This window comes from Campylobacter australis, from assembly GCF_050586305.1.
Classification (GTDB): Bacteria; Campylobacterota; Campylobacteria; order Campylobacterales; family Campylobacteraceae; genus Campylobacter_A.
Window position 1 is genome coordinate 408,227 of sequence record NZ_JAXUAA010000001.1, and the last position, 16,192, is coordinate 424,418.

Genomic DNA, 16,192 nt, shown 5'->3' on the forward strand with positions numbered 1-16,192 from the left:
TTAAAAAACATTGCTACAATAACAATAAAAATTTTGGAAAATGATGAGTTTAGCCGAGGAAAAAGCCAAGCGAGTTAAGTATATTAGGGCTCTTGAGAAATTTGCAAAGTCTGCTATTAGTGCACTTAAGCGAGATGATTTTGACAAAAGTGAGTTTGAAAAAAGAAGTGAAAAAAATGCTAAAATTTTAGAAAAGTTAGAGCCTGTTTTTTTAGATCAGCCATACACAAAAGAGCTTGAAAATTTTGTAAATCAAGTCATTTTAAATGGTGAAAAAGATGAGCTTTTGCGTAGTGCAAATTTGCTTGAAAAGCTAAAAAATCAAAAAAGTTATAAAAAAGATAAACATAAAAATAAATTTAAGGAAGATTTGTGAGAGTTGCGATATTTGATATGGATGGGACGCTTATTGACAGCTCAGTTGCGATAGAAAAAACAGTCAATGATATAAGAGCCGAGCTGTCTTTAGAACCACTATCAACGCAATTTATCATCACGGCAATAAATGAACCAGGTAGGAATTTGGCTTACGATCTTTATGGTATAAATAATCCAGACGCAAGGCTAAGGGATAGCTTTGAAGAGAAATTTAAACAAAACTACGCAAAATTTGCTTGCACTTACGATAAAGTGGATTGGCTTTTAGATGAGTGTAGGGCTATGAGATATGCTGTTACACTTGCTTCAAATGCACCACTTTATACACTTGAAGCTATACTTAAAAAATGTGAAATTTTTGAAAAATTTGACTACATTATCGGTGCAAATGATGAGATCCCACAAAAGCCAGACCCAAAGATGTTAGATCTAGTTTGTGATAAATTTGATGCTAAAAAAGCTGTTTTTATAGGTGATAGTTTAAAAGATGAACTTGCTGCAAATAATGCAAAAATGCCATACATTCAGGTTAGCTGGGGTTTTGGCGAAGTAAGCAAGAGTGCTAAATTTAATGCTAAAAGCGTACAAGAGGCGCTTATGATGATAAAGGGCTTGCTTGATGATTGACATTTTTGAAAGTTCGCCAAAGCAAAAATTTTATGATATTTTATTTAATGCAAATCAAAATTTAGTATCCACTGAGCTTGATGAGATTTTTAAATTTTATGCTGCTATGAGACTTTTTTTAGAGAAAAATGGATTTAAAGAGGCGGAAATTTTAGATTTTTTAGATGAGAATGAAGCTGCGATAGATAGCGAGATAAATGACTTTTACATTCAGGTAAGCGGAGAAATTTTGAGCAAAAATGAGTAAAATTGTAGTGCTTTTTTTAATGCTTGCCGCATTTTGTTTTGCAGCTCCACCAGTTTTTAACAGCACGCATACATTTGAGCTTAAAAAAGATGAGTGGGCTCGTGTTTGGGTGACCGAAAAAGCGACACAGCAGCGAGATAGTTTTGACTTTCGCTGGACACTTTTTGATGCGACAAATATCATCGTACAAAGCTTTTTTAGACGCTACCCAAAACATCTAACGCTTGCGCTTGATAACAAAAGAGCAAGTTTTTTGCAAAAATTAGTGCCTGATTTTACAATGCCGCCTACAGATTCGGCACAGTTGCTTTTGACTTTTATTGATTTTAAGGACAAAAAGGCAAAATTTAAAGTAGATATAATTGACGGTGCTAATAGGGTTGATGTCGAGTTTGTCGACCCACCAAAAAAGGGGATAAATGCAACAAATTGATGAGATAATGTTAAAATTTATAAACGAGCTTGGTTACCAAAGCGCAACGCAAATGTTTTCGCGTATCAGCTCTGGCAAGAAACTGCGCTCAAAACTTCTTTTAAAGATAGCTAGCCCAAGCCAAAAGGCATTTACACTTTGTGCTGTTATAGAGCTTATACACCTTGCTAGTTTGCTTCATGATGATGTGATAGATGATGCCAATACAAGGCGCGGTGAGCCTAGCATAAACGCTCTTTTTGGCGCTAAAAATGCCATAATGCTGGGGGATATTTTATACTCAAAAGGCTTTTTTGAGCTTTCAAAATTCGAGCCAAAGATCGCTCAAGTCGTTTCAGATGCAGTTAGTAAGCTAAGTATCGGTGAGCTTATGGATGTTGAGCTTTCTGGTTTTTTTAACACTGATAAAGAAAAGTATATGCAAATGATATATAATAAAACGGCAGTTTTGATCGAAGTTAGCGCTATTTGTGGGGCTTTGCTTGCTGGCAAGGATGAGCAGAAATTTAGCATTTATGGTAAAAATTTAGGTCTTGCTTTTCAGATTATTGATGATGTGCTTGACATCACGCAAGACAGCAAGACTCTTGGCAAGCCAGCGCTTAATGACTTTGTTGAAGGCAAGATGACGCTGCCATATATCTATCTTTACGAAAGCCTTAATGACAGCGATAAAGATAAGCTAAAGTCGCTTTATAAAAAAGAGCTAGATAGCGCTCAGATCTCATGGTTAAGGCAAAAATTTGACTCTACAGGCTCTATCCAAAAGGTGATAAATCTAGCACGAGAGCTTGGAGCAGAGGCACTAAACTGCATAAAAGAGTATCAAGATACCGAGCTTGAAAGCATCATCACCAGCATGATCGATAGGGAGTTTTGATGAGTTATTTAAACATTAGCTTTACTCATAAAAACACTGATATTTCGGTGCGAGAAAAGCTAGCACTTGATAACAACGAGAAAAAAGAGCAAATTTTAAGACTTATTAAATCAAGTAAAAATATAGACGAAGTCATTGTTCTTAGTACCTGTAATAGAGTCGAAATTTTAGCCAGCGTAGATGAGATAAAACCTGCTAGTACACATATCATAAGATGTATGGCGGTTTTTTCTGGAGTATTTGAAGATGAGTTGTTTGAAAGGGCTGATATCTATGAAAATAGTGGAGCCATCCACCATCTTTTTGCTGTGGCAAGCTCGCTAGATAGCTTGGTTGTTGGCGAAACGCAGATAGTTGGACAGCTAAAAGATGCTTTTAAATTTGCAAAAAGCGCAAATACAAGTGGCGAAAAGCTTGAAAAAGCACTAGAATATGCTATCAAATGTGCGGCAAAAGTACGAAATGAAACACAAATTTCTAAAAATCCCATCTCAGTTTCATCGGTCGCAGTAGCTAAGGCAAAGGAAATTTTTGGCACACTAGATGGGAAAACAGCCATTGTAGTGGGGGCTGGAGAGATGGGAGAACTGGCTGCACGGCATCTTATTGGAAGTGGCGCAAATATTGTTATTGTCAATCGCTCGACCGAGCGAGTTGAGGCTTTAGTTGATGAGCTTGGCGATAAGGCTAGCTGGGATAGTATATTAAAGCTAAAAGAGTATGTAAATTCACATGAACTTATCTTTTCAAGTACCTCTGCCCCGCATCCTATCATCGTTGATATGATGCTTGAAAAAACGCCATTTAAGCGCTACTTTTTTGACATTGCAGTTCCTAGAGATATAGATATAGTTCAAAATGAAGATATAAAAGTTTATACTGTTGATGACCTTGAAGAGATCGTGCGTGCAAATCTTGCTCTTAGAGAAGAACAAGCGCAAATAGCTTACGGTATCGTGGCAAAAGATACAAGTGAGTTTTTAAAATTTATAAAAGATAGCGTAAGTGCCCCACTTATAAAAGAGCTTAGACTAAGTGCAAATGCCTGCATTAAAAAAGAGCTTGAGAAAGCGATGCAAAAGGGCTATTTAAGGCATTGCGATAGGGATGAGGTGCTAAAATTTGCAATACAGCTTACAAATGCGTTTTTACACACGCCTACCATAAATTTAAAATCACTTTCATCAAAAGATGATGCAAATGAGATTGCAAGAGCTATGAGATATATTTTTAATTTTCAAACAAACAAAAAGGACGAACTAGATGAAGTTTTCTAAATTCTACGCACCAACCACAAAAGAAGCTCCAAAAGATGCAACTTTACCGAGCCATGTTTTTTTAGTTCGTGGTGGATTTATCGAACAAAATGGTGCTGGACTTTATAACTATTTGCCACTAGCGCAAAGGGTTTTAAATAAAATAGAAGCAGTTATCCGTGAAGAGATGGGGGCAGCTGGTGCGCTTGAGATGAAATTTAGTGCTGTTACAAATGCTGATTTGTGGAAACAAAGTGGCAGATATTCGGTTTATGGAAAAGAGCTTTTGCGCTTTCGTGACCGCAAGGATAATGACTTTGTCATAAGTCCTACAAACGAAGAGTCTGCTGTGGCTACAATGCGCGGAAAGCTTACTAGCTATAAGGATATGCCTAAAAATATATATCAGATAAATACAAAATTTCGCGATGAGGCAAGGCCTAGATTTGGTATTTTGCGTGGGCGTGAGTTTATTATGAAGGATGCATATAGCTTTCATGCAAATGATGAGGACCTAAAGCGCGAGTTTGACCTTATGGAAGCAACTTATACAAAAATTTTTAAGAGACTTGGTTTAAATTTCCGTGCGGTTGCGGCTGATAGTGGAGCGATAGGTGGGAGCGGAAGCAAGGAGTTTATGGTGCTTGCGCAAAATGGAGAGGATGATATATTTTGCTGTGAGGATTGCTCATACGCTGCAAATGTTGAAGCTGCAAAGCGTGCCTTAAAAACAACAAGTGCTCAAGCACCAGAAGCTAGTGCGGATAAATTTTACACACCAAATACAAAGACTATAAAAGATATAGCTGAGTTTTTTAAGGTCGATGAGTTTTATACGATAAAAGCAGTCATTAAAAAAGCGATATATGAAGATACTCAAAAAATCGTTGTCTTTTTTGTGCGTGGAAATGACGAGCTTCAAGAGATAAAAGCGCAAAACGCATGCGGTGCGTTAGAACTCGTGGATGCTAGTGATGAAGAGATAAGTATGGCTGGTGTTGTGGCTGGATTTTGCGGTCCTGTTGGATTAAAAGGAGTTGAGTTTTTTATAGATGCCGAGCTAAAAGGGCAATCGCAGATGATTTGTGGAGCAAATGAAAAAGACTACCATTTTGTTGGAGTTAGTGTAAGTAGCTTTAATGATGATCGTTTTAAAGATATAGCAAGCGTTAGTGTTGGCGATAGATGTCCTGAGTGTGGCGGTAGATTAGAGCTTAGTAAGGGTATTGAGGTTGGGCATATATTTCAACTAGGAGATAAATACTCAAAGGCTATGAATGCCACTTTTCTTGATGAAAATGGCAAGGCAAAGCCTTATATTATGGGTTGTTATGGTATAGGAGTAAGCCGTTTGATGGCTGTCATGATAGAGCAAAGCCATGATGAGAGAGGTTGTGTTTGGAGTAAAGAGTGTGCGCCATTTGAAGCTGTTATAATACTTTCAAATTTCAAAGATGAGCAAGCTAGCGAGTTTTCTAACAAGCTATACGAAGATGCAAAAAGTATAGGTATAGATGTACTTTATGATGATAGAAATGAGCGTTTTGGTGTAAAAATGAATGACTTTGAGATTATCGGTTGCCCTTATGCTATCGTTGTTGGTAAGGGTCTTGAAAATGGCAAAGTTGAGCTTATCTGCAGGGATAAACTTGTAAAAACTGAGATAGAAGTCAGCAGGGCTCTAGAAGCCTTAAAAGCGAAATTATGCTAAGAGCTTTGCCGCTACCTTATTTGCTTATTGAGTTTGTATTTGCTTACTTTTTTGTGAGCGCTTATGGTTTTGGTGCGTTTTTGCTTGAAATTTTTATAAGTGGAATAGTTGGGATAGTTTGTATATTTCAAGTTGGATTTTTAAATTTTCGATCAAATTTTAGCAGGCTTAAGCCAAGTGATATTTTTAGCTCATTTGGGCTAGGTATAGCTGGCTTTTTACTGATTTTGCCGGGGATATTGTGTGATATTGTAGGTGCTATTTTGGCTGTTATATCGCTTTTTGCACGACTTAAAGGGACAAAAGACAATAGTTTTTATTATGAAAATTTTAACTCAAACCACTCTGAAGCCAGCAAAAACGAAGGAGAGATTATAGATGTTGAAGTGGTTAGTGAGTCTAGCTCTTTGCGCTAGTTTTGTAAATTCTAGCATGCTTGAAAATTTCTTACAAAAAAGCTACTCTAAAAATGAAAAATTTGATGTAATAAGTGTAAAGCCAGTTAAAATTTTAGAGCTAGAAAATGGCTTTAAGGCTCACTTTTTTGAGCTTGAGCTAGAATTTAAACCACTAAAGAAAATGATAAGAAAAAATGAAGTTTTATTTGTAAAAGATGAAATTTTTACAAATGACATTATAGATGTAAATGCAAAAACAAGCATGAGAGATGAGCTTTTGGGAGAGAAAGTTAGTATAATTTATAAAAGGGTAAAAGATGAAAACACTCAAAATTGCAACTAGAAAGAGCCTGCTTGCGATGTGGCAGAGCGAGCATATAAAGGCTCGTCTTGAAAAACATGATGCAAATTTATCGGTTGAACTCGTTGGTATGCTTTCAAAAGGCGATGTGATACTTGATAGTCCGCTTTCAAAGATCGGCGGAAAGGGGCTTTTTACAAAAGAGCTTGAAGAAAGCATGCTTCGTGGCGAAAGTCACATAGCGGTACATAGCTTAAAAGATGTACCAGTGGAGTTTCCAGATGGTTTAAAACTAGCAGCAATTTGCTCTCGTGAAGATGTGCGAGATGCGATGATAAGTGAGAAATTTGCAAGTTTTGATGAGTTACCAAAAGGCGCAAAGGTAGGTACTACAAGCCTTCGTCGCCGCATGCAGCTACTTATCATGCGACCTGATTTAAACATAATCTCGCTTCGTGGAAATGTTCAAACTCGTTTGCGCAAACTAAAAGAGGGGGAGTTTGATGCTATCATCCTAGCGATGGCAGCCATAAATCGCTTAAATGTCCAAAATGAGGTAAAGTTTATCTATGCTTTTAAACAAGAGCAGATGATACCAGCTATGGGGCAGGGTGCGTTAGGGATAGAGAGTGTTGAAAGGGCTGAAATTTTAGATCAAATCGAGTTTTTAAACGATGAAGTTTCTGTTGTAGAAACAACTATAGAACGGGACTTTGTCGCTACTTTAAATGGTGGTTGCCAAGCTCCTATTGGAGTTAGTGCAAGACTTGATGGAGATGAAATTTTTGTAAGTGCTATTGTTGGTATGCCGGATGGTAGTGAGTTTTTGCGCGATAGCACAAGTGTAAAAAAAGATGAGTATAAAGACGCTGGTAAAATTTTTGCACAAAAATTTATTCAAAAAGGTGCAAAAGAGCTTTTGGTAAGAGCTGAAAAAATGGCGGCTGAGCTATGAGAGTAGTTTTATTTTTATTGCTAGCTTTAAATTTTATTTTTGCTGATAGTTTTGAGCTTGTAAAAGCGCTTTTTACTGATAAAAATTTTAGCCAAAATAAGCTAAAAGGCGAACTTGCAAAGCACAAGGCAAGTGAGTTTTATATAGCAGAGAATTTTGAACTAAGTTTTGATATGCTTGGCAAAAATGATGAGCATGACATCATCGCTATGCACGCAGTTAGTAGCGCAAGAGATGATGCTTTTATCGATCTTTATGTTTATGCCAAGAGCGATGGAATTTATGCCATGAGAAGCCTTGCTATGACTGGTATGATGCTTGATATGGTTAAAAACTACGATAAAGTTCCAGAGGATTTAAAGGCTGGCATTGATATTGAAAACTATAAGCTTGTTATAAGCTCTGATAAAAATTTACTAGAGTTTGCAAATGCAAATGTTGATAAGTTTGAAAAAATTTATGAGCTTGAAAAATCTGGCAAAGATTATGAAAGTGAGCTTAAGGATTTACATTTTAATGCAGTTGAAAAGGATGAGGTTTTTTCATTGATAGTTGGAGGTATGGTGGATAATGTCGTTGGATTTATGCGCGTTCAAAGCGATAGCGAGTTGCCAAAAATGCACCCATCAAAATATATTATGATAAAACAAATTTTACCAAAATCAAAATGGTATCTTTTTAAAACTACCTAAAAAGCATTAAAATTTGATATAATCACGAAAATTTAAGGAGAAATTATGGCAGAAGAAGTTGTAGAAGATGGCAAGAAAAAGGGTGGCAAGAGTCTGCTTATCATTATTATCATTGCAGTTTTGGTACTTTTACTTGTGGTTGGCGGTCTGATAGCATTTTTACTTATGGGTGATGATGAAGTTCCTCCAACAGATCCAGCAGTTCAGCAAGCACAGCCGATGGCTACACAAAAAGCACCGGCCGCACAGCCTGGCAAGAGAAGCGCTGACTTTATGAATATGGGACCAGTCTATCCCCTTGATCAATTCATAGTAAATTTACTAAGTGAAAATGGTTCAAGGTTTTTAAAAACCAAGATAGATTTGGAGCAAAGTATCGAGTCGATGACGCCAGAGCTTGATAAAAAAAAGGCGCTTTTGCGTGATATTATCATCCGTACTCTTTCATCAAAAACATATGAAGAGATAAGCACTACAAAAGGCAAGGATAGGCTAAAAGACGAGATAGTGTCTCGGATAAATGAAGTTCTTAGTGACGGATATATCAAAAACCTTTTCTTTACTGATTTTGTTATACAATGATAGGCATTGACATCGTTAGTATAGATAGAATTTTTAGGCTTAAAGAGCGTTTTGGAGTAGATTTTTTAAGGCGCTTTTTAAGTCAAAAAGAGATAGATATTATAAAAAGCGATGCTAGTTTGGCTGGCTTTTGGGCAGCAAAAGAGGCAGCAAGCAAAGCTCTTGGTGTTGGCATATCTGCTGAATGTAGTTTTTTTGATATAGAAATTTCTAAAAATGAGCGTGGCGCACCGATATTAAAATTCTCAGATAAAATAATGCAAAATTTTAACATCTCATCAACAAGTTTAAGCATTACGCACGATGGTGGGTTTGCCATAGCGGCTGTAATGCTAAAGCAAAAAGAGTAAATTTTACTACCTACTTTTTACCTACATAAGATAGTTTGTTTCGCAAATTTTTTATATTTATTAGTGCAACTGAGTAAAATTCCTTATAAAACTGGATAAATTTGTTATCTTTTTTGGTATAAATCGCCGCAAAAACCTCTTCAAGCTCAAGCTTTTCTTTTTGTGTGATACTATCCATATTTATCCTTTTATTAACTTTTTAAATTTACTTATAACAAATAATATCTCATCTTCATCTAGCTCACAAAGCAAACGACAAACAGCAACAGCTGCTTGCGGTTTTGAAGTTCCTAGTCGCCAGTCTTGATATGTGCGCATCGATATGCCAAGGTATTTAGCCATATCGCTTTGAGAAATTTTCTTGCCCAAATTTTTAGACTCTATAGCATTATGAAGTAGATTAAAGATATCATTTGTTTCAATCATGGGCGAAATAATACAATATAATTCATTAAATATACATTAAAAATAATAAAAAAAGTAAAAAATTGTTTATAATATTAATATTTAAGTATATTTTATCAATTAAAATATTATTATTATACGGTATAATGTATAAAATATCTATAAAATAACTTAAAATTTAAACTATTGTAGGATGAGTTAAAATTTATCTATAATTATTATTGAGTCTATTTGACTAAAGTTTTATAAAAAATTTTATTTAGACTTGACATTTATATACTCATTATAGTATAATCCACTTAGCAATTTAAAATATAGAGTGCTAAAAATTAAGAAAGGTGATAGGAAAATGAGTAAACTTAGCAAGCGTGACTTGATACTAAATTCCATCATAAAAGCCTATCTTGATGAAAATGCACCGATAGGCTCAAGTGAGCTTGGTTCTCGTATGGATGTTTCTATGCCAGCCTCAACTATAAGAGTTTATTTTAAAAAGTTATCAGATGAAGGGGCGATAACACAGCTTCATATAAGTGGTGGCAGGATCCCTACTGTAAATGCTATGAGGCACTACTGGGCTAATGTTTTTGGCGATATTGATTTTAATCAAGAGTTGCTTGATATAAATGATGAGATGATACTTAAAATTTTAAGCGACAAATATGAAGTTTATACTATGATATATGCTCAATTTGAACAAAATTTAATTGAAATTTTAAATGTTAAAAACCGCTTTTTGGTTTTAAATTTTACAAAAGATGAGATAGTTTTAAAGTATGACACAAGGGTTGAAAAATTTTTACAAAATATCGGTGAAGTTAGCTTAGACAAGCTTGAACTTATCTGTTCTCAAGTTGGTTTAAGCGAACTGCGAAGCAAGATCAGGGAGCTTAAAAGGGCTAAAATTTTATTTCAAGAAAATGAGATTTTTGCTTATAAAATGTTTGAAGATGAGCGCTTTAAGATGATACTTGAGCCAAGTTTTGCTACACACATGAGTGATGGGCTAAACTTTGATCCGATATTTGAAAGTCAATATTTGGGATTAAAGCTAAGGGTAAAATTTAGCGGAGAGACATCTACGATGATATGCGCTGGAAGTGTCTATAATGACTACATAAAACTACTAAAACAGATAAGGGAGGCAGCGTGAGCGAGGAGATAAAAGAGCAGGCTAGCACGGAAGAGGTGCAAATGCAAGGCGAAAATATAAGCTTTGATGGACTTGATGCGGACAATGTCAAAATCATCGAGCTAGAAAAGCAAGTGGCGGAGCTAACGGATAAATTTTACCGCGCAAATGCAGACTTTGAGAACATGCGAAAGCGTGTCGAGAAGGAAAAGGCAGATGTGGCAAGCTATGCGAATGAGAAATTTGCACGCGATCTTTTGCCAGTTATTGATGCGCTTGAGATGGGCGCTGGATTTGAGGCTGAAGATGAGTTTGCCAAAAAGATAAAAGAGGGTATAGAACTTTCTATAAATGAGTTTAAAAAGGCGCTTGAAAAGCACGGCGTTAGTCAAATTTCAACTGATGGCGAGTTTGATCCAAATATTCATAATGCCATTATGCGAGTTGATAGTGAGGCGCACGAAAGCGGTGCGATCGTTCAAGTTATGCAAAAAGGGTATTTGATAAATGGTAGGGTTTTGCGTCCAGCAATGGTTAGTATAGCAAACTAAAATTTGTGTAAAACAGCGTGAAAACGCCCAAAAATGAGAATAAAATTTAATAAAAAGGATAAAAAATGGCAAAAGTTATAGGAATCGATCTAGGAACGACTAACTCTTGTGTTAGCGTTTATGAGCGTGGCGAGAGTAAGGTTATCCCTAACAAAGAGGGCAAAAACACAACTCCTTCTGTTGTGGCATTCACCGACAAAGGCGATGTTTTGGTGGGCGATGTGGCTAAGCGTCAAGCGGTTACAAATCCTGAAAAGACGATTTATTCTATTAAGCGTATTATGGGTCTTATGAGTAACGAAGATGCTGCAAAAGAGGCAAAAGAGCGACTTCCGTATCATGTTGTGGATCGCAACGGAGCTTGCGCGATTGAGATTTCAGGCAAAGTCTATACTCCGCAAGAAATTTCAGCAAAAGTTTTAATCAAGCTTAAAGAAGACGCAGAAGCTTATCTTGGCGAGAGCGTTACAGATGCTGTTATCACAGTGCCAGCATACTTTAACGACAGCCAAAGAAAGGCGACAAAAGAGGCTGGAACGATAGCTGGGCTAAATGTGCTTCGTATCATCAACGAGCCGACAGCTGCGGCGTTGGCGTATGGTTTGGATAAAAAAGAGGCTGAGAAAATTTTAGTTTATGACCTAGGTGGTGGTACATTTGATGTAACAGTGCTTGAGACTGGCGATAATGTAGTTGAAGTTTTGGCAACTGGTGGTAACGCGTTTTTAGGTGGCGATGACTTTGATAACCTTGTTATTGACTGGCTCGCAAGTGAGTTTAAAAGCGAAACAGGTATCGATCTAAAAGCAGATGTTATGGCATCTCAGCGCTTAAAAGAGGCTGCTGAAAATGCAAAAAAAGAGCTTAGCTCAGCACAAGAAAGCAACATCAACCTACCATTTATCACAGCCGACGCAACAGGTCCAAAACACCTTGTTAAAACGCTAACTCGTGCAAAATTTGAAGGTATGATCGAGGGCTTGGTTGCCCAAACTATCGCTAAAATCAACGAAGTAGTAAAAGATGCAGGTCTTAGCAAGAGCGAAGTAAAAGAGATCGTTATGGTCGGCGGTTCAACTCGTGTGCCGCTTGTTGGCGAAGAGGTTAAAAAGGCATTTGGCAAAGAGCTAAACAAAAGCGTAAATCCAGACGAAGTTGTTGCTATCGGTGCGGCTATCCAGGGCGCTGTTATAAAAGGCGATGTAAAAGATGTATTGCTTCTTGATGTTACTCCGCTAAGCCTTGGTATCGAGACTTTGGGCGGTGTGATGACAAAGATCATCGAAAAGGGCACAACTATCCCAGTTAAGAAAAACCAAACTTTCTCAACTGCCGAAGACAACCAAAACGCCGTTACTATCCATGTTATTCAAGGTGAGCGTGAGTTTGCAAGAGATAATAAATCTTTGGGTCAGTTTAACCTTGAAGGTATCCCAGCTGCACCTCGTGGTGTGCCACAAATCGAAGTTGAGTTTGACATCGACGCGAACGGAATTTTAACCGTTTCAGCAAAAGACAAGGCCACTGGCAAAGCCCAAAACATCACAATCTCAGGCTCAAGCGGTCTAAGTGATGATGAGATCAACAAAATGGTAAAAGAGGCTGAGCTTCACAAAGAAGAAGATGCTAAACGCAAAGAGGCGGTAGAGGCTAGAAATCAAGCTGACGCACTCGTTCATCAGACACAAAAGAGCCTTGATGAGCTAGGCGAGAAAGTCCCAGCTGATGATAGGGTAAATATCGAAGCGGCTCTAAACGCACTTCGTGAAACTTTAAAAGATGAGAGTGCAACAAAAGAGCAGATCGATGCGAAGGTAAAAGCTCTAAGCGAAGCTAGTCACAAATTAGCCGAAGCGATGTATAAAAAGGACGAAAACACCGTTGGTGGCGAACAATCTAAGAAAAAAGATGATGATGTAATCGACGCCGAAGTCGAGTAAGGTATAATTTTAGCGGATGAAAGTCCGCTAAAATTATCTTTTTAAATGTAAAATTTTAAGGCTTTACTACAAGAAAGGTCTAAAAATAGAAATTTTTCTTACATAAATTTTATCTTAAAATATAAAACTAAAAAAATTTATTAACTTTTAATCTTGATCAACATATAATACTTTGTAAGTTTCATTTTATAAAACAAGGAGTTTATATGTCGAGGAGGATGGTTGCTTCCACAGTGGCCTTGATGTTTTTAACTTGTGGGCTAAATGGCTATACTGAAATGGGGGGGGTAGCACGACAAGTTGGGAAAGTGCTGAATATAGCAAATATTGGGGCTTAAAAGGCATAAACGCCTCTACTGCTTATGCGCTTGGTTTTACTGGCAAAGGGGTTAAAATTGGTGTTGTTGATTCTGGTGCATTACTATCGCATCCAGAATTTATCGGAAGGGTTTTTGGCGTAAATGCAATTGGAGTATATAGCAAAGATGGTTTTAAACACCCTGATGCAAGCATTGATGGAAACCGAGTAAATGCCCCTATAAATAAATCACAGCCAGTTGCAGATGGCGGCGGCAGAAACTATGATCAATCAGACAAAGGTGAATTTAAAAAAGGCGAAGCCTTTAACATCGATGGCGATTGGATATATGCTACAAACGATAACCACGGCACTCATGTAACAGGCACTATTGGTGCAGCAAGAGATGGAAAGGAGATGCATGGCGTAGCATTTGAGTCTGAGGTTTATGTGGGAAATCACGGCACAAATGACAATATAACCTATGGTGCAAATTTGGATTACAATCTATTTTATGAAATTTACAACGAACTTGCTAAGCAAGGTGTGAAATTTGTAAATAATAGCTGGGGGTCAAATCCTAGATTAAACTCATCATACAATGGCGCGCCGGGATATAAATATAAAAAATCAACCGATACCATTACAGAACCATCAGATAAAGATGCGCATATTTACATTAAAGATCTTGAAGTTGCAAAAAAGGCGTATTATCAGTTTATTGAAAATGGCAATAAAAATTTCTTAGACGCAGCTTATGATGTTGCAAAGGCAAATAATATGGTGCAAGTTTTCACCACCGGCAACCAGCGCAAGATGACACATCCATTTACTCGTGCGATACTGCCGTACTTTCGTCCAGATATTGAAAATTTATGGGTTGCAGTTACTGGCATAAAAGATGATGATAAGCAAGACTACAACTATGTTGGTGCATCAAAATGGTGGGGTATAGCCGCACCAGGAAATAAAATTTTATCAACTGTTGTGGATGTTGAAAATGAAGATACTTATGGTACGCCAACATACCAAAGCAAAAATGGCACATCAATGGCAGCGCCGCATGTAACAGGAGCGCTTGGAGTGATGGCTCAGCGATATGACTATATGACACCACAACAAATCAGAGAGGTAATGCTAACAACAGCTAGACAAACCAAAAGTGATGGCGTAACTCCACTGGATAATTTTACAGCACAACATGGTACGCCAGATGAGATATGGGGCTGGGGCGCGCTTGATCTTGGTAAGGCGATGTTTGGTCCTGGTCAGTTTTTGGGTGAGTTTAACTTAAATCTATCAAGTGATGATACTTGGAGTAACGACATAAGCGATAAGGCTATAAAATTTAGAAAAACAGAAGATGAAACAGAAGCAGCAGAATGGGTGACAAGAAAGGCTGTTTTGGATGCAAAAAGCGCACTAACTGAACATGAAAGACTTGAAAAAGAATTTGAAACCGCAAGAGCGACTGCAAGAGAAGCTAGAACTACACAAGGATATGAGGGTGCATTAACCAAAAATGGCAGCGCCGAGCTAATACTAACAGGAGACAATACTTTTACTGGAAAAACTACAATTAATGAAGGTAAAATTTCAGCTCTAAATCAATCTCTTTCAAGCTCTAAACTAGTTATCGTAAAAGATGGTGCAGAGCTTGAAATTTTAAGCAAGGCAGACATCGTAAAACCTACAGCAACAGGGCTTGAAGTCATTACAAAAAATAGTGACAATTCCGCCGTTACTGCCACACTAAACTCTGGCGCAACCCTTGCTATTGGCGAAAATGTTCGTGGGTTAAATATAACTTATGCACAAAATTCTGTAATGAAAGCTGCTCTTGACATAAGCAAAGCAGAGGCGTTGCAAGATGGTAGCCAAAATGAGCTAATCTTTACTGGCAATGGCACATTTGTTGGACAGGATAATACAAAAGTCTTTGAATATGCACTTTTTAAGACTGAGCGTGAAGTTTTAACCAACTCACAAGTGGTTTTAAAGGTTAAAAAATTAGCCACTATGAGCGAATTTGCTAAAAGCGAAAACGAAAAACGCCTAGTAAATCTAGCTAATACAAATCGACAAAGTGAGCTTTACAAAGCGATGATGCTTAGCACAAAGGATAACCTTAATGCCATAAATAGAGCACTTGCAAAAGATGACGAGTTAGCTGCTCGACAAAATGAGCTGGTTCATACGATACTGCTTAAAAATGCGCTTGCTACTAGTTCAAAATTTAAACGCACTCAGCTTGACGATGGACTTGAACTATGGAGTACTACACTAGCAAATAAAATTTCAAGTAGGAAAAATGGTTACTTGCAAAGCGCAAATCTAAACACAACTGATGAGATTATCGGTGTAAATGTTTTAAATGATGGATATAGATTTGGCATTTTCTTGGGTGGCGGTAAGGAAAAAGTTAAGCTCATTGATAACAAAGCAAACACTAGATATTTTGGTGTAATGGGTGATGTTTATCTTTTAAATGCTACACTTAAAATGGGCATACTAGGCTCAAACAGTGATGTAAAGAGCAAAGAAGCTTACTTGGAGCACAGCAAGATCGCTTATAACAGTGTAGCATACAATAAAAAAGTGATGACAAGCTTTGTCGAACTTGCCTTAAGCAAGCTTAATCTTGGTGGAGTTAGCGTGGAGCCGTATCTTGGTGCAGCAAACATCAGCATGAAAATTCCTGAGATAAACACATCGCTTTATACCATCAAGGCAAACAACCAAAACACACAAGTCGCAACGGCTGGTGTGCGTCCTAGTGTGGCTTTTGGCAGTATAACAGTGGTCGCCGATGTTGCTTATAATCAAATTTTAAACAACAAAAATAGCATAGACATGTATATTAAGGATATTGGCGAAACTACAATGAAAGACAATAAAGCGAAAAATTTAACTACGATTGAGTTTGGTGTTGAGGCAAAACCGATAAAAAATTTAATGCTTGGTATAGGCTATAGCGGAGCATTTAATGACAATAGCAAGTCGCATGGAGCGTATGCAAAAGTAAAATTTGGATTTTAACTTCTAGTGACAAGGGC

At 37.2% G+C, this 16,192-nt stretch carries 20 protein-coding genes; 18 read left to right on the top strand and 2 right to left on the bottom strand.

The genetic code is table 11. From position 1 onward, the window contains the following. The first annotated feature begins 43 nt into the window (after window positions 1-43). The 13 genes from U5B17_RS02090 to acpS are packed head-to-tail and all read left to right on the top strand — an operon-like array spanning window position 44 to window position 8,810. Entirely contained in the window at window positions 44-376 is a 333-nt protein-coding gene (locus U5B17_RS02090; RefSeq protein WP_230056236.1) for a hypothetical protein, read from the top strand. Continuing rightward, a complete protein-coding gene (locus U5B17_RS02095; RefSeq protein WP_430803704.1) occupies window positions 373-1,005 on the top strand; it encodes an HAD family hydrolase in 633 nt (210 codons plus the stop codon). Before U5B17_RS02090 ends, U5B17_RS02095 begins: the two co-directional genes overlap by 4 nt. Then, complete coding sequence (locus U5B17_RS02100) at window positions 998-1,252, top strand: DUF2018 family protein (RefSeq protein ID WP_430803705.1); 255 nt, start codon at window positions 998-1,000, stop codon at window positions 1,250-1,252. The genes U5B17_RS02095 and U5B17_RS02100 overlap by 8 nt, the downstream gene beginning before the upstream one ends. After that, entirely contained in the window at window positions 1,245-1,685 is a 441-nt protein-coding gene (locus tag U5B17_RS02105; protein ID WP_430803706.1) for a hypothetical protein, read from the top strand. Before U5B17_RS02100 ends, U5B17_RS02105 begins: the two co-directional genes overlap by 8 nt. Beyond that, window positions 1,672-2,565, top strand: coding sequence for a polyprenyl synthetase family protein (locus U5B17_RS02110; protein WP_430803707.1), 894 nt, complete (start codon window positions 1,672-1,674; stop codon window positions 2,563-2,565). Before U5B17_RS02105 ends, U5B17_RS02110 begins: the two co-directional genes overlap by 14 nt. Next, complete coding sequence (gene hemA, locus U5B17_RS02115; RefSeq protein WP_430803708.1) at window positions 2,565-3,842, top strand: glutamyl-tRNA reductase; 1,278 nt, start codon at window positions 2,565-2,567, stop codon at window positions 3,840-3,842. Before U5B17_RS02110 ends, hemA begins: the two co-directional genes overlap by 1 nt. Continuing rightward, entirely contained in the window at window positions 3,829-5,532 is a 1,704-nt protein-coding gene (locus U5B17_RS02120; protein WP_430803709.1) for a proline--tRNA ligase, read from the top strand. The genes hemA and U5B17_RS02120 overlap by 14 nt, the downstream gene beginning before the upstream one ends. Continuing rightward, window positions 5,526-5,948, top strand: a complete 423-nt coding sequence (locus U5B17_RS02125; protein WP_430803710.1) for an FxsA family protein — start codon at window positions 5,526-5,528, stop codon at window positions 5,946-5,948. Before U5B17_RS02120 ends, U5B17_RS02125 begins: the two co-directional genes overlap by 7 nt. Then, complete coding sequence (locus U5B17_RS02130) at window positions 5,911-6,273, top strand: hypothetical protein (protein ID WP_430803711.1); 363 nt, start codon at window positions 5,911-5,913, stop codon at window positions 6,271-6,273. Before U5B17_RS02125 ends, U5B17_RS02130 begins: the two co-directional genes overlap by 38 nt. Beyond that, the gene (hemC, locus tag U5B17_RS02135) at window positions 6,248-7,186 is read left to right on the top strand and encodes a hydroxymethylbilane synthase (RefSeq protein ID WP_430803712.1); all 939 of its coding nucleotides are present in this window, start codon (window positions 6,248-6,250) and stop codon (window positions 7,184-7,186) included. The genes U5B17_RS02130 and hemC overlap by 26 nt, the downstream gene beginning before the upstream one ends. After that, a complete protein-coding gene (locus U5B17_RS02140) occupies window positions 7,183-7,878 on the top strand; it encodes a hypothetical protein (protein ID WP_430803713.1) in 696 nt (231 codons plus the stop codon). Before hemC ends, U5B17_RS02140 begins: the two co-directional genes overlap by 4 nt. Window positions 7,879-7,923: 45 nt before the next feature. Then, window positions 7,924-8,460, top strand: a complete 537-nt coding sequence (gene fliL, locus U5B17_RS02145) for a flagellar basal body-associated protein FliL (protein ID WP_430803714.1) — start codon at window positions 7,924-7,926, stop codon at window positions 8,458-8,460. Next, window positions 8,457-8,810, top strand: a complete 354-nt coding sequence (gene acpS, locus U5B17_RS02150; RefSeq protein ID WP_430803715.1) for a holo-ACP synthase — start codon at window positions 8,457-8,459, stop codon at window positions 8,808-8,810. Before fliL ends, acpS begins: the two co-directional genes overlap by 4 nt. Before the next feature lie 10 nt (window positions 8,811-8,820). On the opposite strand, the gene U5B17_RS02155 is transcribed toward acpS, so the two are convergent. After that, on the bottom strand, window positions 8,821-8,988 hold the full coding sequence (locus U5B17_RS02155) for a hypothetical protein (protein WP_430803716.1): 168 nt from the start codon (window positions 8,986-8,988) through the stop codon (window positions 8,821-8,823). Window positions 8,989-8,990: 2 nt separating this feature from the next. Next, entirely contained in the window at window positions 8,991-9,236 is a 246-nt protein-coding gene (locus U5B17_RS02160) for a helix-turn-helix domain-containing protein (protein WP_430803717.1), read from the bottom strand. 328 nt (window positions 9,237-9,564) lie between these two features. Here U5B17_RS02160 and U5B17_RS02165 point away from each other — a divergent pair, with 328 nt between their 5' ends. The 5 genes from U5B17_RS02165 to U5B17_RS02185 all read left to right on the top strand — a co-directional run bounded on the left by U5B17_RS02165 (window position 9,565) and on the right by U5B17_RS02185 (window position 16,175). Beyond that, window positions 9,565-10,368 (top strand): HrcA family transcriptional regulator, encoded by an 804-nt coding sequence (locus U5B17_RS02165; RefSeq protein WP_430803718.1) that lies wholly within the window; start codon window positions 9,565-9,567, stop codon window positions 10,366-10,368. Next, entirely contained in the window at window positions 10,365-10,898 is a 534-nt protein-coding gene (gene grpE / locus U5B17_RS02170; protein WP_430803719.1) for a nucleotide exchange factor GrpE, read from the top strand. Before U5B17_RS02165 ends, grpE begins: the two co-directional genes overlap by 4 nt. Window positions 10,899-10,963: 65 nt before the next feature. Further along, complete coding sequence (gene dnaK / locus U5B17_RS02175; RefSeq protein ID WP_430803720.1) at window positions 10,964-12,838, top strand: molecular chaperone DnaK; 1,875 nt, start codon at window positions 10,964-10,966, stop codon at window positions 12,836-12,838. 206 nt (window positions 12,839-13,044) lie between these two features. Next, a complete protein-coding gene (locus U5B17_RS02180; protein ID WP_430803721.1) occupies window positions 13,045-13,176 on the top strand; it encodes a hypothetical protein in 132 nt (43 codons plus the stop codon). A 5-nt stretch (window positions 13,177-13,181) separates the two neighbouring features. After that, entirely contained in the window at window positions 13,182-16,175 is a 2,994-nt protein-coding gene (locus tag U5B17_RS02185; RefSeq protein WP_430803860.1) for a S8 family serine peptidase, read from the top strand. Window positions 16,176-16,192 lie beyond the last annotated feature (17 nt).

Bases quoted from the DNA above. Each gene is read 5' to 3' on its own strand.
- U5B17_RS02120 (WP_430803709.1), top strand. From the start codon at position 3,829: ATGAAGTTTTCTAAATTCTACGCACCAACCACAAAAGAAGCTCCAAAA.
- U5B17_RS02110 (WP_430803707.1), top strand. From the start codon at position 1,672: ATGCAACAAATTGATGAGATAATGTTAAAATTTATAAACGAGCTTGGT.
- U5B17_RS02125 (WP_430803710.1), top strand. From the start codon at position 5,526: ATGCTAAGAGCTTTGCCGCTACCTTATTTGCTTATTGAGTTTGTATTT.
- U5B17_RS02105 (WP_430803706.1), top strand. From the start codon at position 1,245: ATGAGTAAAATTGTAGTGCTTTTTTTAATGCTTGCCGCATTTTGTTTT.
- hemA (WP_430803708.1), top strand. From the start codon at position 2,565: ATGAGTTATTTAAACATTAGCTTTACTCATAAAAACACTGATATTTCG.
- U5B17_RS02180 (WP_430803721.1), top strand. From the start codon at position 13,045: ATGTCGAGGAGGATGGTTGCTTCCACAGTGGCCTTGATGTTTTTAACT.
- U5B17_RS02160 (WP_430803717.1), bottom strand. From the start codon at position 9,236: ATGATTGAAACAAATGATATCTTTAATCTACTTCATAATGCTATAGAG.
- U5B17_RS02165 (WP_430803718.1), top strand. From the start codon at position 9,565: ATGAGTAAACTTAGCAAGCGTGACTTGATACTAAATTCCATCATAAAA.
- dnaK (WP_430803720.1), top strand. From the start codon at position 10,964: ATGGCAAAAGTTATAGGAATCGATCTAGGAACGACTAACTCTTGTGTT.
- fliL (WP_430803714.1), top strand. From the start codon at position 7,924: ATGGCAGAAGAAGTTGTAGAAGATGGCAAGAAAAAGGGTGGCAAGAGT.
- U5B17_RS02140 (WP_430803713.1), top strand. From the start codon at position 7,183: ATGAGAGTAGTTTTATTTTTATTGCTAGCTTTAAATTTTATTTTTGCT.
- hemC (WP_430803712.1), top strand. From the start codon at position 6,248: ATGAAAACACTCAAAATTGCAACTAGAAAGAGCCTGCTTGCGATGTGG.
- acpS (WP_430803715.1), top strand. From the start codon at position 8,457: ATGATAGGCATTGACATCGTTAGTATAGATAGAATTTTTAGGCTTAAA.
- U5B17_RS02130 (WP_430803711.1), top strand. From the start codon at position 5,911: ATGTTGAAGTGGTTAGTGAGTCTAGCTCTTTGCGCTAGTTTTGTAAAT.
- U5B17_RS02090 (WP_230056236.1), top strand. From the start codon at position 44: ATGAGTTTAGCCGAGGAAAAAGCCAAGCGAGTTAAGTATATTAGGGCT.
- U5B17_RS02100 (WP_430803705.1), top strand. From the start codon at position 998: ATGATTGACATTTTTGAAAGTTCGCCAAAGCAAAAATTTTATGATATT.
- U5B17_RS02155 (WP_430803716.1), bottom strand. From the start codon at position 8,988: ATGGATAGTATCACACAAAAAGAAAAGCTTGAGCTTGAAGAGGTTTTT.